The sequence below is a fragment of the Kitasatospora sp. NPDC058478 genome, assembly GCF_042720345.1.
In the GTDB taxonomy this organism is placed as follows: domain Bacteria; phylum Actinomycetota; class Actinomycetes; order Streptomycetales; family Streptomycetaceae; genus Kitasatospora.
Genome location: NZ_JBHXML010000037.1, coordinates 48,579 through 73,071 on the forward strand (window position 1 = coordinate 48,579; position 24,493 = coordinate 73,071).

Sequence of the window (24,493 nt, forward strand, 5' to 3'; positions counted from 1 at the left end):
CGCACGTGCGCCCGAGTGAGCCCGGTCACGCAGGCTGCCCTGTCCGCGTGCGACACGGAGCCGGGTCCTACCCTTGAGGGTGCTTCGCCGACGCAGCCGGACCACTGGAAACCTAAGGACCGCCCCCATGGCTCCCACGCCAGACTTCGAGTACAGCGACCTGCTCCCCCTGGGCGCTGACCCGACCCCGTACCGCAAGCTGACCTCCGAGGGTGTCTCCACCTTCGAGGCCGGCGGTCGCACCTTCCTCCAGGTCGAGCCCGAGGCGCTGCGGCTGCTCACCGCCGAGGCGATGCACGACATCTCGCACTACCTGCGCCCCGCCCACCTCGCCCAGCTGCGCCGCATCCTGGACGACCCGGAGGCCAGCCCGAACGACCGCTTCGTCGCGCTCGACCTGCTGAAGAACGTCAACATCTCGGCCGGCGGCATCCTGCCGATGTGCCAGGACACCGGCACCGCCATCGTCATGGGCAAGCGCGGCCAGAACGTGCTCACCGAGGGCGGCGACGAGTCGGCCATCGCGCGCGGCGTCTTCGACGCGTACACCAAGCTCAACCTGCGCTACTCCCAGATGGCCCCGGTGACCATGTGGGACGAGAAGAACACCGGCAACAACCTGCCGGCCCAGATCGAGCTGTACGCCACCGACGGCGGCGCGTACAAGTTCCTCTTCATGGCCAAGGGCGGCGGCTCCGCCAACAAGTCGTACCTGTACCAGGAGACCAAGGCCATCCTGAACGAGGCGAGCATGCTCTCGTTCCTGGAGCAGAAGATCCGCTCCCTCGGCACCGCCGCCTGCCCGCCGTACCACCTGGCGATCGTGATCGGCGGCACCAGCGCCGAGTTCGCGCTCAAGACCGCCAAGTACGCCTCCGCGCACTACCTGGACAACCTGCCGACCTCCGGCGACGCCAAGACCGGCCACGGCTTCCGCGACCTGGAGCTGGAGGCGAAGGTCACCGAGCTGACCCAGAAGATCGGCATCGGCGCCCAGTTCGGCGGCAAGTACTTCTGCCACGACGTGCGGGTCGTCCGCCTGCCGCGCCACGGCGCCTCGCTGCCGGTCGCCATGGCCGTCTCCTGCTCCGCCGACCGCCAGGCGCTCGGCAAGATCACCGCCGAGGGCGTCTTCCTGGAGCAGCTGGAGACCGACCCGGCCAAGTACCTGCCGGACACCACCGACGAGCACCTGGACGACGACGTCGTGCGCGTCGACCTCGACCAGCCGATGTCCGCGATCCGCGCCGAGCTGTCCAAGTACCCGGTCAAGACCCGGCTCTCGCTCACCGGCACCCTGGTCGTCGCCCGCGACATCGCCCACGCCAAGATCAAGGAGCGCCTGGACGCCGGCGAGGGCATGCCCAAGTACCTCCAGGACCACCCCGTCTACTACGCCGGCCCGGCCAAGACCCCCGAGGGCTACGCCTCCGGCTCCTTCGGCCCCACCACCGCCGGCCGGATGGACTCCTACGTCGACCAGTTCCAGGCCGCCGGCGGCTCCATGGTCATGCTCGCCAAGGGCAACCGCAGCAAGCAGGTCACCGACGCCTGCGCCGCCCACGGCGGCTTCTACCTCGGCTCCATCGGCGGCCCGGCCGCCCGCCTCGCCCAGGACTGCATCAAGAAGGTCGAGGTCCTGGAGTACGCCGAGCTCGGCATGGAGGCCGTCTGGCGCATCGAGGTCGAGGACTTCCCGGCCTTCATCGTGGTCGACGACAAGGGCAACGACTTCTTCCGCGAGACCACCGAGGGCCCGCTGATCACCAGCCTCCGGGTCCGCTCCAAGGAGTAACCGCCCCGGCCTCCCCGGCCGCCCCCGCCTCCTCAACCGCCCCGGCCGCGTTCGTCGCGACCGGGGCGGCCGCGTTGCGCGTGCTCACGCGTCGAAGTCGTACTCCAGGACGTAGGAGGCGGCGTCGAGGATCATCTCGTTGAGCTCGACGACCTGGCCCTCGTCGGCGAAGGCGGTGCGGCAGATCAGGATGACCGGGGTGCCCGCCGACAGCTCCAGGCGGGCCGCCTCCTCCGCGCCGGGCATCCGGGAGCGGACCTCCTCGCGGAAGTGGACGGGCTTCGCGCCGATCTCGGCCAGCCGGGCGTAGGTGCCGCCCGGGCCGGTGTCCTCGCGGGTGATGGCCGTGCCGGCGACCAGGCCGGCCGGCAGGTAGGAGGTCGACAGCAGCACCGGCTTGCCGTCCAGCACGAAGCGGCGGTGCCGTACGCACATCGACGCGCCCGGATCCACTCCCAGCACCCGGGCGACGTGCTCCGGCGCGCCCCGTTCGGTGACGGACACCTGGTCGACCACCAGCAGGCGGTTGTCGATGTCCGCCGACCATATCGACCGGCCCGAGCCCCACTGCCCCTGCGCCAGCCGCTGGATCCCGCGCCGGCGCAGCGGCCGGAAGTCCCGGACGAAGACCCCGGCTCCCCGGCGCGCCTCGGCGATGCCCTCGCTCTGCAGCACGCCGAGCGCCTGGCGGGCGGTCATCCGGGCCACGCCGTACTCGTCCATGAGGTCGTTCTCGCCCGGCAGCCGGTCACCCGCGCGGTACCGGCCGTCGTCGATGGCCGCCTTCAGCGTGTCGGCGATCCGTTGGTACTTGGGCTGTTTGTCGCCACTGCTGCCGGTCATCGCCGCTCCCTCTCCCTCGGACAAATCGTAGGCGCGACCGCGGCGGACGGTAAGCGGCTACGACTGTTGACATCTCTAGAGATATTAGCTTCTCTAGAGATGCTGGGTAGTCGCCGAGCACCACACACACGGACAGCGACCAGGGCGCGGCCCCCACCCGGCGCCGCACCCGCACCAGAACAGCGAGGAGCAGTGCGGTGAGCACCCGTCAGCGCGACTCCGCGGCCTACCGGCCGCACGTGGGTGAACTCGTCCTCGACCGGAGGACCGGACGCACCGGCATCTACATGGACACCATCGGCGGGGAGCACTACCTGCGCCCCGAGGGCGGCGGCCTCGAATGGACCGCCGAACCCGGACGGGTCTCGCCCGTTCCCGGGCCCCGCGATTCAGCCGAATACGATCTTCCGCGCTAATTGCGGCAAAAAGCACGCAAACAGCAGCATTCCCACCCGCAATCCCCCCGAGTGAATCCGGAATTCCGGAACGCCCCGCACCCACCGTCGGGCACGTTACGGATATCGCCGGTCACCATGAGTGCACCACGGGCTGGATTCGGCCACCGGGCGGGCACCGGTGCCGAATGGGGCACGCCCAAAACCCACAGCGCCCCCGTGCCCGGACCGGGACACGAGGGGCACGGGGCCTACGGCCGGACCGGCTTACGGGTGGCCGGAGATCATGCCTTCCGGCTCGTACCGCTTGCCCGGCCCGCCCGTGGCCGGCGCGACGGGCTCCACCACGTGCGCGGCCTCGTCCCCGAACAGGTCGTTCTCGATCGCCGCCTTCTGCGCGTCGGACGGCGCGGTGTACTCGGTCGTGTTCGAGGACGCGGCCACCGCGTCCTCGACAGCCTTGCCCGCCTCCACAGCGACGGCCGGGGCATCCGTCGTCGCCGCGTTCTCGGGCGCCGACGCCACCGGGGTCTCGCTCTGGTCGTTGGCCATTGGGCGGCCGCCTTTCGGTCATCAAATGTGTCTCGCCCGACCTCCGTGGCACGGGCGTGCGGACAGTATCGTAGGGTTGATTAAATGTCCGATAAACACCGTGCGGCTTGCGCTGCCGTCCGGCAGAGTCGGGCGTCCGCCTAAGCTGAAGCACCACGGCGGACCGCCGAGCGCCCTTTCACGGAATCGACACCACAGGCCATCGGGGGACTTTCATGGAGTTTCGGGAGACGCCGCAGACCTCTGCGCTGCGCTTCCAAGTCCTCGGTCCGGTCCAGGCCTGGCTCGACGGCAAGCCCCTTTCCCTCGGATCCCCCCAGCAACAGGCAGTTCTGACCACCCTTCTGCTGCATTCCGGACGCCCGGTCACCACACAGGACCTGGTCGACGCGCTCTGGGGCGAGCGACACCCGGCCCAGGCGGTGGCGGCGCTGCGCACCTACGTCTCCCGCCTGCGCTCCGTCATCGAGCCCCGGCGGGAGGTGCGCCGGCCCTCCGAGCTGCTGATCTCGGTCGCCGACGGCTACGCGCTGCGCATCCCGGGCGAGGCCCTCGACCTGACGGTCTTCGAGCGGCTCTCCGCCGAGGCCGCGGCCGCCCGGGCCGCGGGCGACAAGCACGAGGCGCACCGGCTGCTGGCACGGGCGCTGGACCTGTTCAGCGGCCGGCCGCTCACCGGCATCCCCGGCCCCTACGCCGACACCCAGCGGCTGCGGCTCGCCGAACGACAGGTGGCCGCCGCCGAGGAGCTGTGCGCCGTCGCCCTCGACATCGGCCTGCACGCCGAGATCGTCGGCGAGCTGAACAGCCTGACGGCCGAACACCCGCTGCGCGAGCGCCTGAGCGAGCTGCTGATGCTGGCGCTGTACCGCTGCGGGCGCCAGGCCGAGGCGCTCGGCGTCTACACCGACACCCGCAAGCTGCTGATCGAGGAGCTCGGGGTCGAACCCGGTGCCGGCCTGTCCGCGATGCACGCCCGCATCCTGGCGGCGGACCCGACGCTCGCCCTCCCGGCCGTACCGGCCCCGGTGAGCCGCGAGGACGGCCCGGCAGCTCCCCCGGCGCCCGCCCAACTCCCGGCCGACGTATCGGACTTCAGCGGCCGCACCGACCTGGTGAGCGACCTCTCGACGGTCCTGATGAACGCCACCGGCCAGGCCGTGGTGGTGACTTCACTGGCCGGCATCGGCGGGGTCGGGAAGACCACCCTCGCCGTCCACGTCGCCCACCGCGTCCGCGGCGAGTTCCCGGACGGGCAGCTGTACGTCGACCTGCGCGGCGCCGGCACCTCGCCGGCCGACCCGGTGGCCGTCCTGGGCGACTTCCTGCACGCGCTCGGCGTCACCGACAGCCCCGACTCCCTCGAACAGCGCGCCGCCCTCTACCGGTCGCTGCTCGCCAGCCGGCGGATGCTCATCCTGCTCGACAACGCGCGCGACGCCGAGCAGATCCGGCCGCTGATCCCCGGCGTCTCCGGCTGCGCCGTGCTCGCCACCAGCCGCTCCCGGCTGGCCGGCATCCCGGGTGCACAGTTGTTCGACGTCGAGGAGCTGACCCCGAACGAAGCGCTGGCGCTGTTCTCGGCCATCGTCGGCGAGCAGCGGGTCGCCGCCGAACCGGAGGCGGCCATGCAGGTGGTCACCGCCTGCGGGTTCCTGCCGCTCGCCGTCCGCATCGCCGCCGCCCGGCTGGCCAGCCGTCCGCGTTGGAGCGTCTCCGACCTGGCCAGACGGTTAGCCGACCAGCGGCGGCGACTGGACGAACTCCAGCTCGGCAACCTCGCCGTGGAAACCACCATCGGACTCGGCTACGGCCAGCTCTCGGCGGACGAGGCCCGCGCCTTTCGGCTGCTCGCCCTGATCGACTCCCCTGACATCCCGCTGCCCGCCGCCGCGGCGCTGCTCGGCGCGAACGAGTACACCGCCGAGGACCTCGCCGAAGCGCTGGTCGAGGCGAACATGCTGGAGTGCTTCACCCCCGGCCGCTACCGCTACCACGACCTGCTCCGGCTCTACGCCCAGCGGCAGAACGAGCGGATCGGCGACACCACGGAGCAGGAGCGGGCGGTGCTGCGCCTGCTCGACCTGCTGATCCCGACCGTCCGCAACGCGGCCCAGGTGATCGAGCCCGACGACCAGCTCCCGGAACCGCTCAACCCCTTGGGCTCGTCAGGCCTGGACCTGCCGACGAGCCAGGACGCCCGGCAGTGGCTGCGGACGGAGATCACCTTCCTGCTCAGCGCCGTCGAGGCGGCCGTGCGAGGACCGGACTTCGTGCTGCGCCCGGCCGTCGACCTGCTGATCGTCCTGAACAGCCTGGTCACGGATCCCACGCACGGCTCCCGGATGCGCCGGTTCCTGGTGACCGCCGAACGCAACGCCGCCGCCTACGGAGACGCTGCCGCCCTGGCCCGGGTGCACTTCGCCTTCGGCACGCTGCAGTCGATCACCAATGACTTCCAGGGCGCCGAACAGTCGCTCCGCAAGAGCCTGAGCCTTCAGCGCTCCGACGACATGACGATCCTGCGGTCGGCGGCGAGCAACGACCTGGGGATCATCCTCAGCCTGACGAACCGCCCCGCCGAGGCCATCCCGCTCTTCGAGCAGGCCCTGGGCATCAGCCGGGTGGTCCGCGTTCCGATCAACGAAGCCCGGCTGCTCGGCAACATGGCGCGGGCACAGCTCAAGCTGGGAGACACCGAGACCGCTGTCCGCTCGGTCATCGAGGCGGTGGCGACGGCCCGGACGTCGAGCAACGGCCCCTGCCTCGCCGACACCCTGTACCAGACCGGTGTGGTGCTCGCCTCCACCGACGAGCCGAGGGCGGCGGTGGGCTACCTGAGGGAGGCCCACCAGCTGTTCCAGGCCCAGCAGAATCCGCTCTGGGAGGGCTACACCCTCGCCCGCCTGGCCTCCGCCCTGCTCGCCGCCGGACAGCACGCCGAGGCGGCCGAGGCGGCCGGCGAGTCGCTCGTGATCGCCCAGGAACTGGACGCCGCCTACTGCCAGGGCCTCGCGAACGCCACCCTCGGCGAGGCGCTACTGGCGCTGGCGCAGCCCGCCCGCGCGCTCGCCTGCCTGCGCGAGGCGCACGCGATCTTCACGCGGCTCGGTGTGCCGGAGGCCTCCCCCGTGGCGGACCTCATCTCCCAACAGCACACCGAGCCTCCCCCATCTTCCCCAGCGCCGTAGGTCTCCGCCCCCCGGCAGAGCCCCTACCCCCGTTGTGCGCGTCGGCGCCCCCGCAGCCCCCCGGCTGCGGGAGCGCCCTCAACGCTTCCCCGGCGCTGGACTCCACTCTGCACTCCGGCGATTGACGTTCGATAAACGCCCGACGGCCGGCCCTCGGCCCGGCGAAACCGCAGGTCAGCTGTTCCACCACGGCGCGCCATGCGGCGCGCGGAGCCCGCGCGCACCACCCCCGCCCGCACCGTCGTGCTTCCGCAACCCCGTCCACACCGGCCCAAGCATGACGAGTTGGCTGGAAAGGGACCCCATGGCGCAGAGATCACGCATATTCTCAGATGCCAGTACACACACGAGTGTCTGCCGGCAACGTGTGGGCCGGCGAGGCAGGACGGGCGCCGGGGCGGACGGCATCCCGCTCCCGTGCGGCCGCGTGCAGCCGGCCGGAGGCCACGGGTGGAAGGGTGCCTCTCAATCGTGACGACCGGACAGATATCCGACTCGTTCCCCGTCGACGAGGACGCGGGAGACGACGGGCCCGACGTGCGGCGGCGCCGGGCGGCGCGTGCCCTGCAAGCCGTCGCCTTCGACACCATCGGTGCCGGGTACGGCGAGGCGTTCCCGGCCAAGGACGGGCAGCTGGCCTGCGGACGGCAGCTGCTGGCCGAGCTCGAACCCGGCGCGCGGGTGCTGGACGTGGGCTGCGGCACCGGGGACCCGACGGTCCGGCAGCTGGTCGCGGGCGGGCTGCGGGTGACCGGGATAGACCTCTCGGACGTGATGCTCTCGCTGGCCCGGCAGGCCCGGTTCCCGGGCGAACACCCGCCGGAGTTCCATCGGATCGACCTGTTCGATCTGGCCACCGAGCGCGCCGGGCAGGTCTGGAACGCCCCCGGACTGGGACCGCTGGGCAAGGACGGGTTCGCCGCCGTCACCGCGTTCTTCTCGCTGATCCTGCTGCCGCAGGACGAGATCCCGACCGTGCTCGCACGGCTGCGCGAACTCCTCCGGCCGGGCGGACTGCTGGCGCTCGGTATGGTCGAGGCGGATCTGGATCACGTTCCGCTTCCGTTCCTTGGCAGAGAGCTGCGGATCAGTGGGTACCTGAGGGAGGATCTGGAGCGGGTTCTCGTCACGGCGGGCTTCACCGTCGAGGAGTGCTCGGGGCATCCGTACGCGCCGGCCAGCACCACGCTGCCGCCGGAGGAACAGCTGTTCCTGTGCTGTCGACGCGTCGGCTGACCCACCGGACGGCAGCAGGGCCCGCCAGCAGGACACCGCAGACCACCACAGAGACCACACCGAATCCAGGACAGGCAGCCGTGCGCGACCAGCTCAAGACCGAGGGCGGACAGCCGCCTGCCGTCCCGGGCCAGCGCGGCCTGCCCCTGGCACCAGCTTCAGCACCGGTGCCGGCACCGGCACACCAACCGACCGCGCGCCCGGAGCGCGAGGACGTGGCGGGCCGGCTCGGCTACCTCGACCTGGCCACCCGGCGGATCAACAGCGCGCTCGACCTGTCCGCGACGCTGCGCAACATCGGCCGGGTGCTCGTCCCCACGCTGGCCGACGCCGCCGTGGTCCACCTGCGCGATCCGCTGCCCAACGTCGAGCGCGAGCCCGGCTTCCCGGACGAGCTGCGAATCCACCACAGCACCGGCACCCGGATCGGACGGCGCGGCCGGCCCAGCGGAGCAGACGACCGGCACCGCTCCCGGTACGGCTCCCGCTCCACCGCCGACACCGGCCCCGCCACCCCGGTGACCCGCGGCGGGGCGCTCGCGCACGCCCTGCTGAGCCGCCGCCCCGCCGAGTCCGCGGTGCTCGGCGCGCCCGGCGCCGAACGCACCGAGGCACTGCTGCGCGAGCTGTACGGCACCCGCGGGCTGGCCCGGCTGGCCGCGGGCACGTCGGTGCTGGCCCTGCCGCTGCGCGGCCGCAAGGCCGTGCTCGGCCTGCTGGTGCTGATCCGCCGCCCTCCTGAACGCACCGGCCGGCCCGCCTTCGACGCCGCCGACACCGCGACCGCCGCGCACCTCGCCACCCAGGCGGGGCTGGCGGTGGACACCGCCCTGCGGTACGCCCGCGAGTGGGAGATAGCCAACGAACTCCAGCGCAGCATGCTGCCGTTGCGCCTGCCGCAGCCGCACGGCGTCCGCCTCGCCCAGCGCTACCTGCCGGGCGAGCGCGGCGCGCAGGTCGGCGGCGACTGGTACGACGCCGTGCCGCTGCCCGGCAACCGGGTCGCCCTGATCGTCGGCGACGTGATGGGCCACTCGCTCACCTCGGCCGCCATCATGGGCCAACTGCGCACCAGCGCCCAGACCTTGGCCGCCCTCGACCTGCCCCCGCACGAGGTGCTCTACCACCTGGACGAGCAGGCCCAACGGCTCGGCCGCGAACAGCACCTGGCGACCTGCGTGTACGCGGTGTACGACCCGATCGCCAACCGGGTGGTGCTGGCCAACGCCGGGCACGTCCCGCCCGTCCTGGTCCGGCCGGACGGCACCGCCGAGTTGGTGGAGCTGGACTCCGGGGCCCCGATCGGGGTCGGCGGGGTGGACTTCAACTCGGTCGAGCTGCCCGCCCCGCCCGGCTCGGCCCTGCTGCTGTTCACCGACGGCCTGGTGGAGACCCGCAGCCGCCCGATCAGCGACGGCCTGGAGGTGCTCCGCGCCCGGATCGCCGCCGCCCGCTGGCAGTCCCCCGAGCAGTTGTGCCAGGAGGCGCTGCGGATCCTGCCGCCCGGCGACCGCGGCGACGACATCGCCCTGCTGGGCGCGTGCTTCGACGGCATCCCGGCCGGGGACGTCGCGCACTGGTACCTCCAGCCGCGCAACGAGACACCCGGCCGGGCCCGCCGGCTGGCCGCCCACACGCTGCGCCGCTGGGGGCTCGGCGAGCTCAGCGAGGCGACCGAGCTGATGATCAGCGAGCTGGTGACCAACGCCGTCCAGCACGCGACCCGCCCGGTCACCCTGAGCCTGGTGCGCACCACCCGGCTGCGCTGCGAGGTCGGTGACGACAGCCCGCTGCTGCCGCGGCCGCGCCGTACCGGGCCGGAGGACGAACGCGGCCGCGGCCTGCAGATAGTGGCCCGGTGCGCGGACCGCTGGGGCGCCACCCGGCTGGGCACCGGCAAGGTCGTCTGGTTCGAGCAGCGGCTGCCCCAGCCGCCCGTCGAGCCGCGGCTGCCGTAACCGGCCGCGGGCGCCCGACGGGAGCGGCCCGCCGGGCGCCCGGGAGCGGTTCAGACCCCGGCGGGCTCCTTCGCCTGCTGCTCCGCCGGCTCCAGCCGAGCGATCAGCTGCTCGCCCTCCATGTCGACCCTCGGCACGACCTTCTCCAGCCGCTTCGGGAACCACCAGGCGGCCTTGCCGAACAGCGCCATCGCGGCCGGCACCAGCGCCATCCGCACCACGAAGGCGTCCACCAGCACGCCCACCGCGAGGGCGAAGCCGATCGGCTGCACGATCGGGTCGTGACCGAAGACGAACGAGCCGAACACCGACACCATGATCAGCGCCGCCGCCGTGACCACCCGGGCGCCGCCGCGCACCCCGGCCACCACGGCGTCCCGCGGCGCCTTCCCGTGGACGTACTGCTCCTTCATCCCGGAGACCAGGAACAGCTCGTAGTCCATCGCCAGCCCGAACAGCACGCCGATCAGCAGGATCGGCACGAAGCTCACCACCGGCCCGACCTTCGGCACGTCGATCAGGCCGTCCAGCCAGCCCCACTGGTAGACCGCGACCACCGCGCCGAGCGAGGCGGTGATGCTGAGCAGGAAGCCGGCCACCGCCTTGAGCGGGACGAGCACCGAGCGGAACGCCAGCGCCAGCAGCACCACCGCGATGCCGACGATCACCGCGAGGAACGGCGGCAGTGCCTGGCCGAGCTTGGTGGAGACGTCGATGTTGGCGGCGGTGGTGCCGGTGACGGCGATGTCCGCGCCGGTCGAGGTCTTGAGCGGCGCGCGCTGGTCGCGGATCTCGTTGACCAGTGTCCTGGTGCCGGCGTCGTCCGGTCCGGTCTGCGGGATGACGGTGAGCAGGGCGGTGCGCCCGGCCTGGTCGACGGCCGGGGGCAGCAGTGTCCGCACGCCCGGCAGGGTCTGCAGCCTGGCCGCCACCCCCTGCACCGCCTGCTCCGGCTGCGGCGCGCCCCCGGCGTCCACGACGACCACCAGCGGCGCGTTGAAGCCCGGCCCGAAGCTCTCGCCGACCAGGTCGTAGGCCTTGCGCGCATCGGTACCGGCGGCCTGCGAACCGCCGCCCGGCAGGCCGAGCTGGAGGCTGGCGGCGGGCACCGCGAGCAGGCCCAGTCCGGCCAGTCCGACGAGCAGCACGGCCAGCGGGCGGCGGACCACGAAGCGGCCCCAGCGCTCGCCCAGGGTGGTGCGGCCGCCGGTGCGCAGCGCCCGCTTCCAGACCGGCAGCCGGTCGATGGCCCGGCCGGCGAAGCCGAGCAGCGCGGGCAGCAGCGTGATCGCGACCAGGACGGCCACCACGACGGCGCCGGAGGCGGCCAGGCCCATCACGGTCAGGAAGGGGACGCCGGCGACGGCGAGCCCGGCGAGCGCCACGACGACGGTGAGGCCGGCGAAGACGACGGCGCTGCCGGCGGTGGCGGTGGCGCGGGCGGCGGCCTCGTCCGGCTCCAGGCCCTCGTCCAGGTGGCGGCGGTGCCGGGAGAGGATGAACAGCGCGTAGTCGATGCCGACGGCGAGACCGACCATCAGGGCCAGCACCGGCGCGGTGGTGATGATCTCGAACGAGCCGGACAGCGCCATGATCGCGGCCATCGCCACGCCGACCCCGACCAGGGCGGTCAGCAGCGGCAGCCCGGCGGCGACCAACGAGCCGAGGGTGATCACCAGGACCACCCCGGCGATGGCCAGACCGATCGCCTCGCCGCCGTCGACCTGCGCCATCCGGTTGTACGCGTCACCGCCGAAGGCGACGTCCAACCCGGCCGCGCGGGCCGGTTCGGCGGCGGCCTTGACGGCCTCGCGCTGCTGGTCGGTGACGTCGGCGAGCTTGTGGTCGAAGGAGACCAGGGCGATAGCGACCCGGCCGTCCGGTGAGACGGCGTGGGTGGCGTACGGGTCGGGCACCGCGGCCACGCCGGGGACGGCGGCGATCCGGGCGACCGTCTCGCTGACCGCCCTGCCCGCCTCGGGCGTGGTGGCGCCGCCGGGCGCGGGGGCCGCGAAGACGACCTGGGCGGAGCCGTGGCCCTGCTCCGGGAAGGTGTCCTTGATCCGGTCCAGGGTGGTCTGCGCCTCGGTGCCCGGCACCTTGAACTCGTCGCTGGTCTTGCCGGCGAAGGCACCCGCGGCCCCGCCGATCGCGATCAGCACGGCGATCCAGACCGCCAGCACCGCCCGCCGTCTCCGGAAGCAGTAGCGGCCCAGTCGGTAGAGGTACGTGGCCATGGGTGACCCCTCGGTCAGATCGTCGGACAGGCAGGTGCCTGAACAGGTCGCGGTCCACCGTACGCGTAACCTTGTCAGGCGACAAAGTTGGTCGACAGTATCGAGCGACAGAATCTCTCGACGCAGTTGTCCGACCATGGCGATACCCTGGCTGGATGGCTCATGTCCCCGCCTCCGAACGCCGACCGCAACTGGTCCAGGCCGCCCTCGACCTGATGACCCGGGAGGGGGTCGCCGCCGGCAGCACCCGGGCGATCGCGGCCGAGCTGGGCGTGGCGCAGGCGACGGTGCACTACACCTTCGGCACCAAGAAGGACCTCTACCGGGCCGTCGTCGAGCAGCTGACCGCCGAGTTCATCGGCCACGTCCGCGCCGCCTACCCGGGCGACGGCTCCTTCGGCGAGCAGGTCGCCACACTGGTCCACGCGCTCTGGGAGAGCTCGACCGGCACGGACGGGCGCTGCCTGCTGCTGAGCGAGTTCGCGGCGCTGGCGATGCGCGACCCGGACCTCCAGGAGATCATGCGGGCGCTCCAGCACGGGATCGAGCGCACCGCGGCGGAGATGCTCACCACCCTCGCCGAGGCGCACGGCCTCGAACTGGCCGCGCCCGCCGAGGAGATCGCCGTCCACTTCCTCACCGGCTTCGACGGCCTCACCGACCGCTACCTGGCCCTGCGCGCGCCCGGCGAGCAGCCCGACCACGGCACCCTGCGGGCCCTGGACCTGCTGGTGGCCACCACGGTCGGACTCTGCCTCGGCGCCCCGGCGAAGCCGTAACCGCGTAAGGCCGCAGGCCGCTAGGAGGCGATCCGGACCGGGAGTTCGGCCAGCACCTCGCGCAGCGCGGCCGCGAAGCGCTCGTACTCGGCGCTGCGGGCCGAGCCCGGGCGGGTGGCCAGCCCGATCCGGCGGCCGGGGGTCGGGGCGGCGAAGCGGACGGCGGCCAGCCGGTCGGTGCGGCCGGCCTCGACGTCCAGCGCGGTGGCGGGCAGCAGCGTCACCCCGAGGCCGCCGGCGACCAGCTGGACCAGGGTGGACAGGCCGGCCGCGCGGGTGGTGGAGCCCCCGGGATCGGCGCCGACCTCACGGCAGATGTCGAGGGCCTGGTCGCGCAGGCAGTGGCCCTCCTCCAGCAGCAGCACGTCCAGGTCGAGCAGCACGTCGCGCGGGACGTCGATCCGCCCGGCGAGCGGGTGGTCTGGCGGGGTGACCAGGACGAAGTCCTCGTCGAACAGCGGGATGTCGCGGGTCGGCGAGGTGCCGCCGGCCGGGAGCGCGAGCAGCAGGACGTCCAGCCGCCCGGCGGCCAGCCCCTCCAGCAGCGCGGGGGTGCGCTCCTCGTGGACGTGCAGTTCCAGCTCCGGGAAGCGGTCGCGGACCAGCCGCAGCACAGTGGGTAGCAGGTAGGGCGCGACGGTCGGGATGACGCCGAGGTGCAGCGGCCCGGTGAACGGGCGGCGGGCGGCCTCGACCTCCTCGGTGAGGGCTTGCAGCGAGGCGAGCACCCGGCGCGCGTGCTCGCGCACGCGCTCACCCAGAGGGGTGATAATCACCCTGCGCGTCGTACGCTCGACCAGCTGCGCGCCCAGCGACTCCTCCAGTGCCGCGACCGCCCCGGACAGCGCCGGCTGGCTGGTCCCGGTGGCGGCGGCGGCCTCCCGGAAGTGCCGGTGCTCGGCGACCGCGAGGAAGGCCTTGAGCTGGGCGACGGTCGGCGCCCGGGGGCTGCGGACTGTGGCGCTCGCCACAGCGGCCTCGGGTTTGGCGGCGACACCCCTGCGGGGGCGGGGCCGCGACGTGGGCGGTTCGGTACTGATAGCCATCTCCGATCAGACACATCAAGTGTAGCTATTTCCCTGATCAGTCCACGATGTGGAACCGTAGGACGTGTCCGGAATCCGGACAAAACTCCCCTCAGTCTCACTTCAGGAGAAGCGAACGTGCTCACGATCGGTGACAAGTTCCCCGAGTTCGAACTCAACGCCTGCGTCGACCTGGACGCCGCGAACGCCTTCGCCGAGATCAACCACAAGTCCTACGAGGGCAAGTGGAAGATCGTCTTCTTCTGGCCGATGGACTTCACCTTCGTCTGCCCGACCGAGATCGCCGCGTTCGGCAAGCTGAACGACGAGTTCGCGGACCGCGACGCCCAGATCCTCGGCGTCTCCGGCGACTCCGAGTTCGTGCACCACGCCTGGCGCAAGGACCACAAGGACCTGCGCGACCTGCCCTTCCCGATGCTGGCCGACGTCAAGCACGACCTGATGCGCGCCTGCGGCGTCGAGGGCGCCGACGGCACCGCCCAGCGCGCGGTGTTCATCGTCGACCCGAACAACGAGATCCAGTTCGTCATGGTGACCGCCGGCTCCGTCGGCCGTAACCCCAAGGAGGTCCTGCGGGTGCTGGACGCCCTGCAGACCGACGAGCTGTGCCCGTGCAACTGGACCAAGGGCGAGGACACCCTCGACGCCCAGGCCCTGCTGGCGGGCTGACCCATGGCCCTCGACGACCTGAAGGCCGCCCTCCCGGACTACGCCAAGGACCTCAAGCTCAACCTGGGCTCGGTCATCGGCAACTCCGACCTCCCCGCCCAGCAGCTCTGGGGCACCGTGCTGTCCTGCGCGATGGCCACCCGCAGCGCCGCCGTGCTGCGTGAGCTGGAGCCCGAGGCCAAGGCCAACCTCTCCCCGGAGGCGTACACCGCCGCCAAGGGCGCGGCCGCGATCATGGGGATGAACAACGTCTACTACCGGACGCTGCACCTGCTCTCCGACAAGGAGTACAGCACGATGCGGGCCGGTCTGCGGATGAACATCATCGGCACCCCGGGCGTCGAGAAGGTCGACTTCGAGCTCTGGTGCTTCGCCGTCTCGGCCATCAACGGCTGCGGCCAGTGCCTCGACTCGCACGAGGCCGTGCTGCGCAAGGCCGGTGTCGAGCGCGAGGTCGTCCAGGCCTCGATGAAGATCGCCGCCGTCCTCCAGGCCGTGGCGGGCGTCCTCGACTCCGAGGCCGCCCTCGCCGCCGCCGGCGCCTGACGGACCCCGCACCAACGCCGACGGGCCCTCCCGGACACCACGTCCGGGAGGGCCCGTCGGCGTTGTGCTTCGGACTCAGCCGTCCGCGGCCGGGGCGGCGGAGGTACGGCCCGCGGCCTCGCGGGCGGCCTCCATGGCGGTGAAGACGGCCTGGCCGGCCTCGTTGCGGCGGCGCAGGTGGGTGATCACGGTGTTGGTGACGGCGATCAGCGGGACGGCCACCACCGCACCGCCGATGCCGCCGATGATGCCGCCGGCCGCGACGCCGAGGACGACGCCCAGCGGGTGCACCCGGACGGCCCGGCCGAGGATCAGCGGCTGCAGGATGTGGCTCTCTATCTGCATCACCGCGACCAGCACGATCAGCACCATCAGCGCCGTCCACGGCCCCTCGGTGACCAGGGCGATCAGCATCGCGACCGTGCCGGTGACGAGTGCGCCGACCAGCGGGACGAAGGCGCCCAGGAAGATGATCACGGCCAGCGGCATCGCCATCGGCACGCCCAGCAGGTCGATGCCGATGCCGATGCAGACCGCGTCGATGAAGGCCACGCAGACGGTGCCGCGCACGTACGCGGTGAGCGTCGCCCAGGCCTTCGGGCCGGCGCCGGCCATGGCGAAGCGGGAGTGCCGGGGCAGTCCGCGCAGCGCCCAGTTCCAGATCCGCGCGCCGTCGTAGAGGAAGAAGAAGGTGGTGAAGAAGGCCAGCGCCACGGCGGTCAGCACCTCGACGGCGATCTGCGCGCCGGTCAGGCTGGCCGAGGTGATCTGGTCGGTGTTGGTGGTGATCGCCTTGCCGATCTGGTCGGCGTAGTCGTTGATCTGCTGCTGGGTCAGGTGCAGCGGCCCGGTGCTCAGCCAGTCGCGCAGCTGGTCGACGCCGTCCTTCACCTTGCTGGTGACCGTCGACAGGTTGGTGGACACCTGCCAGACCACGAACCAGCCGACCAGCCCGATTCCGGCCAGACCGCTCAGGAACACCCCGCCCGCCGCCAGCGAGCGCGGCACCCCGTGCCGGCGCAGCCAGGAGACCGTCGGCTCCAGCAGCGCGGAGATCAGCAGCGAGGCCAGCACCGCGAAGGCGACCAGCCGCAGCATGTCGACGATGTAGAAGACGACGTAGAGCGCGCCGCCGAGCAGCAGCAGCCGCCAGGTCGACTCGGCGGCCACCCGCAGCCCCCAGGGCACGGCCTCGGCCGGGGTGGCGGGCCGGCCGGGGTGGTACTCCCGCGCCAGGCCGGGCGGTGCCACCGGCGAGGGGGCCGCCGGGGCGGCGGCCGGCACCGCGGCGGGTTCGACCCGCGGGGCCGGCACCGGATCGGGCGCCTCGGCCAGTGCGGGGACGGCGAGCTCGTGCGGATCGGCCGCCATCGCGGCGCGCCGGCGCCGTTCGATCACGGCGGCCGCGCTCGCCACCACGGCCATGCCCTTGGCCACGGCCTTGAAGGCCTTTCCGCCCCGCGCCATCCTCGCTACCACCGCTCCCCTGCTGAGCCGCCGTGCCCGGCGGTACGCCGTGGGTCCCGCCACGGCCGTCAGGGATGACGCTACCCGGCGGCGGCCCGGCCAGTCCGGCCCCCGCCGGGTTCGGCTCGAACAACCTCGCCATCAAACCGGGGCAAAACGCCAGGTTTCAGATGGTTTCGGACCGAGATCGCTGGGGAGGAGTCGGGACGAGGCCCCCAGGGGAGAGCGAGGCCTCGGGCCACGGACCAACTGTCGGCGGACCGGCCGGCGCGGGAAGCAACCAGGACCCCTTCCCGCGCCCCGCGTCCGCACCGGGCCCGCACCGCCCGCAGGCGCACTGGTCAGCGCAGCCCGGGCGGCGCGGCCCGACCCGGCTCCCGGTGGGCGGGAACGCGACGGCCCCCGGTCGCTCGTCGGGCGAGACGAGCGGCCGGGGGCCGTACGGGAGTCCACCGCCGGACGGTGGCGGCTCCTAGTACCAGTTGTGGGACTGCCAGAACGACCAGGCGCCACAGGGGCTGCCGTAGCGGCTGTTCATGTAGCCCAGGCCCCACTTGATCTGGGTGGCCGGGTTGGTGCGCCAGTCGGCACCGGCCGAGGCCATCTTGGTGCCGGGCAGCGCCTGGACCAGGCCGTACGCGCCGGAGCTCCGGTTGGTCGCGGTGTAGTCCCAGCCGCTCTCGCGCTTCACGATCTGGCTGAAGCACTGGAACTGGGTGTCGTCACCGACGACCTGCCGGGCGATGTCCTGGACGGATCCGGGGCTGGTCGAGACCGGCGGGGCGCTGTTGTCGGTGGCGGCCATCGCCGAACGCGCCTTGGAACGGTTGGCAGCGGCCTCGTCGGCCTTGCGCTTGTCCTCGGCGGCCTTGGCAGCCTTGTCCGCGTCGGCCTTGGCCTGGGCATCGGCCTTCGCCTGGGCGTCCGCGGCGGCCTTCTGGCGCGCGGCCTCCTCGGCGGCCTTCTGCTCGGCGGCGGCCTTGGCCGCGGCGTCGGCGGAGGCCTGCTGGGCGGATGCCTGCTGGCCGATGTTGTCACTGATGGTCTGCGCCTGGGCGCCAGAGGGGACTTCGGCAAGCAGGGTCGCGCCCGCGACGTCGACCGTCTGCGTCGTCTTGCCCTCGCTGCCCGAGGCCACACCCACGACGGCACCGACAGCGGTGACGGCGGTGGCGGAGGCCACAGCGACTCCCCGGACCGAGATCCGAGTCACATGGATTCCTTCCAGCATCGCCCACGCGTGACCGTGCGGGCGCAACATGCCCCTTGGCACTGACCTCCGCAGGTGCTCTGGTCACGGGAGGTGCTGGCCCGGCGTCCGGCCGAGGTGAGGCGACCGGGCGTTGGAATCGGGCGGCGTACGGCTCATCGGTCTTCAATTGTGCGTCCACCGACCGGAGTTGGTGGACCATCCGGGGCCGGACTCGTGGAGTCCGGAAGCCCTGCCACGCCGTACGCGGGGCCTGACAGAACCCTCACCATGCCGCACCGGACGCTGTCGACGCAATTCCCGTTCGCGTGGCGCACATCACATTCACCGCACGGGAGTTCTTCGGACGGAAAGCACTCGATGTGATGAAAGGGATGAGGGCCCGCCCCGTCAGGAGCGGGCCCCGCATCAAGAGTTGACCGTATTGTCCGACTATGTCCTGGTCAGGGACGGATCACGGGTGGATGTCCTCCAGCATCTCCGTGACCAGCGCCGCGATCGGCGAACGCTCCGAGCGGGTGAGCGTGATGTGCGCGAAGAGCGGATGCCCCTTCAGCTTCTCCACCACCGCCACCACGCCGTCGTACCGGCCCACCCGGAGGTTGTCGCGCTGCGCCACGTCGTGGGTGAGCACCACCCGCGAACCCTGGCCGATCCGGGACAGCACCGTCAGCAGGACGTTCCGCTCCAGCGACTGGGCCTCGTCCACGATCACGAAGGCGTCGTGCAGCGAACGACCCCGGATGTGGGTCAGCGGCAGCACCTCCAGCATCCCGCGGGAGATCACCTCCTCGATCACGTCCGGGGTGGTGACGGCGGAGAGGGTGTCGAAGACCGCCTGCGCCCAGGGGCTCATCTTCTCCGTCTCTGAGCCCGGCAGGTAGCCGAGCTCCTGCCCGCCGACCGCGTACAGCGGCCGGAAGACCATCACCTTGCGGTGCTGCCCCCGCTCCAGCACCGCCTCCAGCCCCGCGCACAGCGCCAGCGCGGACTTGCCGGTGCCCGCCCGGCCGCCCATCGAGACGATGCCGACGTCCGGATCGAGCAGCAGGTCCAGCGCCACCCGCTGCTCGGCGCTGCGCCCGCGCAGCCCGAACGCCTCGCGCTCGCCGCGCACCAGCCGGACCCGGCCGTCGCCGGTCACCCGGCCGAGCGCCCGGCCGCGCTCCGAGGTGAGCACCAGACCGGTGTGCACCGGCAGCTCGTCCGCCCCCTCGACGTCCACCGCGGCGTCGTGGCCGGCCGCGAACAGCGCGTCCACCTGCTCCGCCGGGACGTGCAGCTCGGACATCCCCGTCCAGCCGGAGGTGATGGCGAGCTCGGCCCGGTACTCCTCGGCGAGCAGGCCCACCGAGCTGGCCTTGATCCGCAGCGGCAGGTCCTTGGAGACGACCGTGACGTCGTACCCCTCGGCCTGGAGGTTGCGGGCGACCGCGAGGATCCGCGAGTCCGCCTCGCCGCCGCCGACCCGGTAGCCGGCCGGCAGTATCGACAGGTCGGAGTGGTTGAGCTCGACCCTGATGGTGCCGCCGAGCTCGCCGACCGGGATCGGCTCGTCGAGCCGGCCGTGGCGGATGCGGTAGTCGTCGAGCAGTCGCAGCGCCTGGCGGGCGAAGTAGCCCAGCTCCGGGTGGTGCCGCTTGGCCTCCAGCTCGGTGACGACCACCACCGGCAGGACGACCTCGTGCTCCTCGAAGCGGGTCATGGCGAGCGGGTCCGCCAGGAGCACGCTGGTGTCGAGAACGTACGTGCGCCGGTCTGGCGTCCGGCGGCTCTTGGAACTGACCACTAGGCCTCCAGAGCGGATGACCCTGCGTCATCCGCGGCAAGCCGGCCCCCGCTGCCCCGGTGGCCTCGGGACCGGACTGCCTGGAGTATTCCCAGGCGAGGGGCGGTGCATTCGCGCCCCCGGCGAACTGACGGATCATTGCCGGTGAACGTTTGGCCTCACCAGGGCTCCGGGTAGGCCAGCCCTACGGCGGTCACTTCACCCGTTCAGAGGCCCAGTCGCCGGTTGCGCTGCTCGAACGCCCGCAGCGCCCGCAGGAAGTCGACCTTGCGGAAGGCCGGCCAGTACGCCTCGCAGAAGTAGAACTCGCTGTGCGCGCTCTGCCAGAGCAGGAAACCGGACAGGCGCTGCTCGCCCGAGGTGCGGATGATCAGGTCCGGGTCGGGCTGGTTGCGGGTGTAGAGGTGCTCGGCGATGTGCTCGACGTCGAGGATCTCGGCCAGTTCCTCGATCGAGGTGCCGCGCCCGGCGTGCTCCTGGAGCAGCGAGCGGACGGCGTCGGCGATCTCGTGCCGGCCCCCGTAGCCGACCGCGACGTTGACCGTGATGCCGTCGATGTCGGCGGTCTCCTCGGCGGCCCGCTTGAGCACGTCGGCGGTGTGCTGCGGGAGCAGGTCCAGCGCGCCGACCGGGTGGACCTTCCAGCGGCGGGCGGCGGCCAGCCCGGTGACGGCGTCCTCGATGATGCCCAGCAGCGGGACGAGCTCGTCGGCGGGGCGGTCGAGGTTGTCGGTGGAGAGCATCCAGAGGGTGACGACCTTGACGTGGGTCTCGTCGCACCAGCCGAGGAACTCGCTGATCTTGTCGGCGCCGCGCTGGTGGCCGTACACGGTGGTGCCCCCGGCGGCCTTCGCCCAGCGGCGGTTGCCGTCCAGGATCACGCCGATGTGGTGCGGGGTGCGGGCGAGGTGGACCTCGACCCGACGGCCGTAGAGCCCGTACATCCCGCCCAGCAGGGTACGCAGACCCGGCGTCCGTTCGGCGACATCGCGCAGACCCATGATTCCCGGCCCCTCCGTGCTCGTTCAGCTGGTGCGTCAACGCCCCGGCGCAGCCTACTCCGGCGGGCAGGCACACGGTAAAGCCGCAGGTAGCGGTCTGGTCACGGTCCTGTACGGAGTCCGTCCCGGCAGGCGTGTCGCGGGCCTTCCCCGGCGGTTCCGACGGCGGACACGGAACGGTCTCCGAATCCTTAAAGAATCCGTAAGCCGACTGTCCAATGCTTGACGACCGGCAATGGTCTAGTCCAGCTTTTGATCCAAGGCGGAACGAACCCCACGGTCCCGCCCCACCCCCACGCACCACCGTGCACCACCATGCACCACCGCGGTCGCCCACCCCCACGTACGACGACCCCACGCACCACGACGGACCTCCCCTCCCCCACACGCGGCCGCCGCGCCCCCCACCGCGGCGGCCGCTCCCTCCCCAGGAGCGTCACCCCATGGCCCGTACGCTGAACCAGCCCGCGCACAAGCGCCGGCGCAGCCCCCTCCCGGCCGTCGCGGCCGGCGCCACCGCCCTCGCCCTGGCCGGCGGCGGCCTGGCCCTCTTCGCCGGCGGCGCCAGCGCGGCCGTCGGCAACCTGGTCACCAACGGCGGCTTCGACAGCGGGCTGGGCGGCTGGAACTGCGCCGGCGCGGCGACCACCGTCTCCTCCCCGGTCCACTCCGGCACCGGCGCGCTGCAGGCCACCCCGGGCGCCGGCGACACCGCCGAGTGCACCCAGACCATCAGCGTGCTGCCCAACACCAGCTACACGCTGAGCGCCTGGGTCCAGGGCCCGTACGTCTACCTCGGCGCGCGCGGCACCGGCGGCACCGACCCGTCCAGCTGGTCGAACCAGAACAGCTGGAACCAGCTGTCCTCCACCTTCACCACCGGCGCGAACGCCACCAGCGTCACCGTCTACCTGCACGGCTGGTACGGCCAGAGCGCCTACCTCGCCGACGACGTGAGCCTGATCGGCCCCGGCGGCCCGTCCACCCCGAGCCCGACCGCCACCGCCACCCCGTCGCCGACCGCCACGCCCACCGCGACCTCCTCCCCCACCGCGACCGGCACGCCGACGGCCACCGCCACCCCGACCGCGACGCCCACCCAGACCGCCACGCCGACCCCCACGGCCACCGCGACCTCCACCACCCCGCCCGCCACCGGCCTGCCCGCGCACGCCGTCACCGGCTACTGGCAGAACTTCGACAACGGCTCGACCCCGCAGCGCCTCGGCGACGTGCAGAGCGCCTACGACATCATCGCGGTGTCCTTCGCCGACTCCGTGCCCACCCAGACCGGCGCGATCAGCTTCACCCTCGACCCCGGCCTGTCCAAGGCCCTCGGCGGCTACAGCGACGCGCAGTTCCGCGCCGACATCAAGGCCAAGCAGGCGGCCGGCAAGAAGGTCGTCCTCTCCATCGGCGGCCAGAACGGCGCGATCACCGTCGGCGACGCCACCGCCGGCAACAACTTCGCCAACAGCGCCTACGCGATCATCAAGGACTACGGCTTCGACGGCATCGACGTCGACCTGGAGAACGGCGTCCAGGCCGGCCCGCTCGGCAACGCGCTGCACACCCTCCAGGCCAAGGTCGGCCCCGGCTTCATCCTGACCATGGCGCCCGAGACGATCGGGATGTACAGCACCGCCGGCGCCTACTTCCAGCTGGCGCTGAACACCAAGGACATCCTCACCGTCGTCAACACCCAGTTCTACAACTCGGGCGGCATGAACGGCTGCGACGGCAAGGTCTACAACCAGGGCACCATCGACTTCATCACCTCGCAGGTCTGCACCCACATCCAGGGCGGCCTGCGGCCCGACCAGGTCGGCATCGGCGTCCCCGCCTCCGCCAAGGCGGCCGGCGGCGGCTACGTCTCGCCGACCGTGGTGAACAACGCGCTGGACTGCCTGGCCACCGGCAACAACTGCGGCAGCTTCGTCCCGCCGGCCAAGTGGCCGACCATCCGCGGCGCGATGACCTGGTCCACCAACTGGGACGCCAACAACGGCAACGCGTTCTCCAACGCGGTCGGCCCGTTCGTCCACAAGATGCCGTAACCCCCCACCGCCAATCCCCCACCGGCGCGCCGCTCCTTGAGGGTGGGGCCCGCGCGCCGGCGGCGGGGCCCGCCGTACCCGACCCGGTACGGCGGGCCCTCCCGCGTCCGGGCCGGTCCGGGCGCCACCGGGCCCGGACGCTACCGGGCCAGCACCGCCAGCAGCGCGCCGAGCAGCAGGAACGGTCCGACCGGGAGGTCGAGCCCGCGCACCGGGCGCCGACGGGCCAGCGCGACGGCGGCCCGCAGGATCGCCCAGAGCCCGGCGAGCACCACCGCGGCGAACAGCCCGCCGACCGCCACCGGCCAGCCGTACCAGCCGAGCAGCCCGCCCAGCGCGAACCCCAGCGGGGAGTCACCCGGGCCCAACGCGCCGATCCAGACCGCCAGTTCGAGCAGCGCCCCGACCGCGAGGGCCACCAGCAGGCAGCGCAGCAGCACCCCCGGGCGCCCCGCCACCAGCGCCGCCACCGACAGCAGGGCGGCCACCCCGCCGGCCAGCGGCAGGGTCAGCCGGTACGGCAGCCGGCGCACCCTGGCGTCGACGAAGCCGAGCACCACGCCGAGCCCGGCCGCCCAGCCCAGCGCCGCGGCCGACGGCCCGTCCGCCGCGTACGCCAGCCCGGCGGCGACCACGGCCGCCACCAGCTCCACCGACCAGGCCCCCGCGCCCAACCGCTCCCGGCAGCCCGGACAGCGCCCGGTGGGCGGCAGCAGCCGCACCTCGCGCCCGCACAACGGGCAGGCACCGCACCAGGGTTCGCCCTCCGGCACGGCGAACCGGGCGACCAGCCCGCGTAGCAGCGGAGCCACCAGAAATCCGGCCAGCACCGCACCGACTGCGGCTACCATCACCGGCGCACCCCCTTTTCGATCAACGCCCGCACGTCCGTGCGGCACCCGGGGACCGGGCGGGGCGCACCGACCACATCATCCAACGGGGGAACGACCATGACGAAGACCCAGTCCATCCGGAGAATCGCGGCCGGCCTGCCGGCGGCGGCGCTCGTCCTGGCGCTGTCGGCCTGCGGGCCGGACAACGCCGACCCGGCGGCCGCCCCGACCGCGCCGCCCACCGGCGCCGCCAGCGCATCCGGCGCCGCCACGGCTCCCGGCGCCCCGACCGGCGCCGCGGCCCCCACCACCCCGGGCGCCCCGGCGGCCCCGACCACCCCGGCCGGACCGCAGCCGTCCGTCACCGCCGGCGGCAACAACGTCACCCAGGTCAGCTACGACCGCCCGCTGCCGCTCGGCAGCGCCGGCCGCTACGTCGGCAAGAGCTCGGTGGTGGACGCCGCCGCGGTCTCGATCGTCAAGGGCACCGCCGCGGAGATCGCCCCGTTCAACCTCCCGTCGACGACCACCAGCGGCAAGACGCCGTACTACGTCACCGTCTCCTTCACCAACCGCACCGGCGCCCCGCTGGCCGAGGACGCCTACATGATGCGGGTCTGGGTGAAGCCCAAGGACCACTCGGCGGGCGCGCTGCCGGCCGCGACCCTGCAGAAGGCGATCCCGCAGTGCGACACCCGGTCGCTGGTCACGCTCGCGGACGGGCAGTCCGTCAAGCTGTGTGCCGTCTATCTCGTCCCGAACGAGGCCCCGCCCAGCTTCCTCACGTACGGGAACATCCTGGACACCGCGCCCCTGGTTTGGAAGGTCGGCTGACACCCCCGCCTGCCGATCCAAGGAGGCCGCTCCGGGCGGTCCGGTGCGCGTCCCG

19 protein-coding genes are annotated in these 24,493 nt (G+C 72.6%); 10 read left to right on the forward strand and 9 right to left on the reverse strand.

Features of this window, described 5'->3' with window-relative positions:
• Positions 1-127: 127 nt before the first annotated feature.
• A complete protein-coding gene (locus ACFWPT_RS21630; RefSeq protein WP_063347981.1) occupies positions 128-1,795 on the forward strand; it encodes a fumarate hydratase in 1,668 nt (555 codons plus the stop codon).
• Positions 1,796-1,879: 84 nt separating this feature from the next.
• On the opposite strand, the gene ACFWPT_RS21635 is transcribed toward ACFWPT_RS21630, so the two are convergent.
• Entirely contained in the window at positions 1,880-2,638 is a 759-nt protein-coding gene (locus ACFWPT_RS21635; protein ID WP_063347983.1) for a GntR family transcriptional regulator, read from the reverse strand.
• 197 nt (positions 2,639-2,835) lie between these two features.
• On the opposite strand from ACFWPT_RS21635, the gene ACFWPT_RS21640 reads away from it, so the two are divergent.
• A complete protein-coding gene (locus ACFWPT_RS21640) occupies positions 2,836-3,054 on the forward strand; it encodes a hypothetical protein (RefSeq protein ID WP_063347984.1) in 219 nt (72 codons plus the stop codon).
• Between the two features lie 246 nt (positions 3,055-3,300).
• On the opposite strand, the gene ACFWPT_RS21645 is transcribed toward ACFWPT_RS21640, so the two are convergent.
• On the reverse strand, positions 3,301-3,585 hold the full coding sequence (locus ACFWPT_RS21645) for a hypothetical protein (protein ID WP_063347985.1): 285 nt from the start codon (positions 3,583-3,585) through the stop codon (positions 3,301-3,303).
• 215 nt (positions 3,586-3,800) lie between these two features.
• Between ACFWPT_RS21645 and ACFWPT_RS21650 the strand changes: the two genes are divergently transcribed.
• The 3 genes from ACFWPT_RS21650 to ACFWPT_RS21660 all read left to right on the forward strand — a co-directional run bounded on the left by ACFWPT_RS21650 (position 3,801) and on the right by ACFWPT_RS21660 (position 9,970).
• Positions 3,801-6,776, forward strand: coding sequence for a BTAD domain-containing putative transcriptional regulator (locus ACFWPT_RS21650; RefSeq protein WP_079135649.1), 2,976 nt, complete (start codon positions 3,801-3,803; stop codon positions 6,774-6,776).
• 471 nt (positions 6,777-7,247) lie between these two features.
• Positions 7,248-8,012 carry a class I SAM-dependent methyltransferase gene (locus ACFWPT_RS21655; protein WP_079135650.1) on the forward strand — a complete coding sequence of 255 codons (765 nt, stop codon included), beginning with the start codon at positions 7,248-7,250 and terminating at the stop codon, positions 8,010-8,012.
• A gap of 80 nt (positions 8,013-8,092) precedes the next feature.
• Positions 8,093-9,970, forward strand: a complete 1,878-nt coding sequence (locus ACFWPT_RS21660) for a SpoIIE family protein phosphatase (RefSeq protein ID WP_380483545.1) — start codon at positions 8,093-8,095, stop codon at positions 9,968-9,970.
• 50 nt (positions 9,971-10,020) lie between these two features.
• Here the strand turns inward: ACFWPT_RS21660 and ACFWPT_RS21665 are convergent, their stop codons facing one another.
• Entirely contained in the window at positions 10,021-12,207 is a 2,187-nt protein-coding gene (locus ACFWPT_RS21665) for an MMPL family transporter (protein ID WP_380483547.1), read from the reverse strand.
• 155 nt (positions 12,208-12,362) lie between these two features.
• Between ACFWPT_RS21665 and ACFWPT_RS21670 the strand changes: the two genes are divergently transcribed.
• Positions 12,363-12,986 carry a TetR family transcriptional regulator gene (locus tag ACFWPT_RS21670; RefSeq protein ID WP_363372459.1) on the forward strand — a complete coding sequence of 208 codons (624 nt, stop codon included), beginning with the start codon at positions 12,363-12,365 and terminating at the stop codon, positions 12,984-12,986.
• A gap of 20 nt (positions 12,987-13,006) precedes the next feature.
• Here the strand turns inward: ACFWPT_RS21670 and ACFWPT_RS21675 are convergent, their stop codons facing one another.
• Positions 13,007-13,957, reverse strand: coding sequence for a LysR substrate-binding domain-containing protein (locus ACFWPT_RS21675; protein WP_063347990.1), 951 nt, complete (start codon positions 13,955-13,957; stop codon positions 13,007-13,009).
• Positions 13,958-14,149: 192 nt separating this feature from the next.
• Between ACFWPT_RS21675 and ACFWPT_RS21680 the strand changes: the two genes are divergently transcribed.
• Both ACFWPT_RS21680 and ACFWPT_RS21685 read left to right on the forward strand, forming a co-directional pair.
• On the forward strand, positions 14,150-14,701 hold the full coding sequence (locus tag ACFWPT_RS21680) for a peroxiredoxin (protein WP_063347991.1): 552 nt from the start codon (positions 14,150-14,152) through the stop codon (positions 14,699-14,701).
• A gap of 3 nt (positions 14,702-14,704) precedes the next feature.
• Positions 14,705-15,247, forward strand: coding sequence for an alkyl hydroperoxide reductase (locus tag ACFWPT_RS21685; RefSeq protein ID WP_063347992.1), 543 nt, complete (start codon positions 14,705-14,707; stop codon positions 15,245-15,247).
• Positions 15,248-15,322: 75 nt separating this feature from the next.
• Here the strand turns inward: ACFWPT_RS21685 and ACFWPT_RS21690 are convergent, their stop codons facing one another.
• The 4 genes from ACFWPT_RS21690 to ACFWPT_RS21705 form a co-directional block, all read right to left on the reverse strand.
• Positions 15,323-16,714 (reverse strand): AI-2E family transporter, encoded by a 1,392-nt coding sequence (locus tag ACFWPT_RS21690; protein WP_363372455.1) that lies wholly within the window; start codon positions 16,712-16,714, stop codon positions 15,323-15,325.
• 472 nt (positions 16,715-17,186) lie between these two features.
• Entirely contained in the window at positions 17,187-17,945 is a 759-nt protein-coding gene (locus ACFWPT_RS21695) for a transglycosylase SLT domain-containing protein (protein WP_208869075.1), read from the reverse strand.
• A gap of 433 nt (positions 17,946-18,378) precedes the next feature.
• Positions 18,379-19,713, reverse strand: a complete 1,335-nt coding sequence (locus tag ACFWPT_RS21700; RefSeq protein WP_063347994.1) for a PhoH family protein — start codon at positions 19,711-19,713, stop codon at positions 18,379-18,381.
• Between the two features lie 206 nt (positions 19,714-19,919).
• Positions 19,920-20,714, reverse strand: coding sequence for an isoprenyl transferase (locus ACFWPT_RS21705; RefSeq protein WP_208869076.1), 795 nt, complete (start codon positions 20,712-20,714; stop codon positions 19,920-19,922).
• 443 nt (positions 20,715-21,157) lie between these two features.
• Between ACFWPT_RS21705 and ACFWPT_RS21710 the strand changes: the two genes are divergently transcribed.
• Positions 21,158-22,771: a chitinase gene (locus ACFWPT_RS21710; protein WP_380345597.1), complete on the forward strand. Its 1,614-nt coding sequence runs from the start codon at positions 21,158-21,160 to the stop codon at positions 22,769-22,771.
• A 140-nt stretch (positions 22,772-22,911) separates the two neighbouring features.
• Here the strand turns inward: ACFWPT_RS21710 and ACFWPT_RS21715 are convergent, their stop codons facing one another.
• A complete protein-coding gene (locus ACFWPT_RS21715; protein ID WP_380377429.1) occupies positions 22,912-23,622 on the reverse strand; it encodes a prepilin peptidase in 711 nt (236 codons plus the stop codon).
• 99 nt (positions 23,623-23,721) lie between these two features.
• On the opposite strand from ACFWPT_RS21715, the gene ACFWPT_RS21720 reads away from it, so the two are divergent.
• Positions 23,722-24,438 carry a hypothetical protein gene (locus ACFWPT_RS21720; protein ID WP_380483550.1) on the forward strand — a complete coding sequence of 239 codons (717 nt, stop codon included), beginning with the start codon at positions 23,722-23,724 and terminating at the stop codon, positions 24,436-24,438.
• Positions 24,439-24,493: the final 55 nt, after the last annotated feature.

What these genes read in the sequence shown, in the direction of transcription:
- ACFWPT_RS21630 (WP_063347981.1), top strand. Translation starts at nt 128, where the DNA reads ATGGCTCCCACGCCAGACTTCGAGTACAGCGACCTGCTCCCCCTGGGC.
- ACFWPT_RS21635 (WP_063347983.1), bottom strand. Translation starts at nt 2,638, where the DNA reads ATGACCGGCAGCAGTGGCGACAAACAGCCCAAGTACCAACGGATCGCC.
- ACFWPT_RS21645 (WP_063347985.1), bottom strand. Translation starts at nt 3,585, where the DNA reads ATGGCCAACGACCAGAGCGAGACCCCGGTGGCGTCGGCGCCCGAGAAC.
- ACFWPT_RS21650 (WP_079135649.1), top strand. Translation starts at nt 3,801, where the DNA reads ATGGAGTTTCGGGAGACGCCGCAGACCTCTGCGCTGCGCTTCCAAGTC.
- ACFWPT_RS21665 (WP_380483547.1), bottom strand. Translation starts at nt 12,207, where the DNA reads ATGGCCACGTACCTCTACCGACTGGGCCGCTACTGCTTCCGGAGACGG.
- ACFWPT_RS21670 (WP_363372459.1), top strand. Translation starts at nt 12,363, where the DNA reads ATGGCTCATGTCCCCGCCTCCGAACGCCGACCGCAACTGGTCCAGGCC.
- ACFWPT_RS21685 (WP_063347992.1), top strand. Translation starts at nt 14,705, where the DNA reads ATGGCCCTCGACGACCTGAAGGCCGCCCTCCCGGACTACGCCAAGGAC.
- ACFWPT_RS21690 (WP_363372455.1), bottom strand. Translation starts at nt 16,714, where the DNA reads ATGGCGCGGGGCGGAAAGGCCTTCAAGGCCGTGGCCAAGGGCATGGCC.
- ACFWPT_RS21695 (WP_208869075.1), bottom strand. Translation starts at nt 17,945, where the DNA reads ATGCTGGAAGGAATCCATGTGACTCGGATCTCGGTCCGGGGAGTCGCT.
- ACFWPT_RS21705 (WP_208869076.1), bottom strand. Translation starts at nt 20,714, where the DNA reads ATGGGTCTGCGCGATGTCGCCGAACGGACGCCGGGTCTGCGTACCCTG.
- ACFWPT_RS21710 (WP_380345597.1), top strand. Translation starts at nt 21,158, where the DNA reads ATGGCCCGTACGCTGAACCAGCCCGCGCACAAGCGCCGGCGCAGCCCC.
- ACFWPT_RS21715 (WP_380377429.1), bottom strand. Translation starts at nt 23,622, where the DNA reads ATGGTAGCCGCAGTCGGTGCGGTGCTGGCCGGATTTCTGGTGGCTCCG.
- ACFWPT_RS21720 (WP_380483550.1), top strand. Translation starts at nt 23,722, where the DNA reads ATGACGAAGACCCAGTCCATCCGGAGAATCGCGGCCGGCCTGCCGGCG.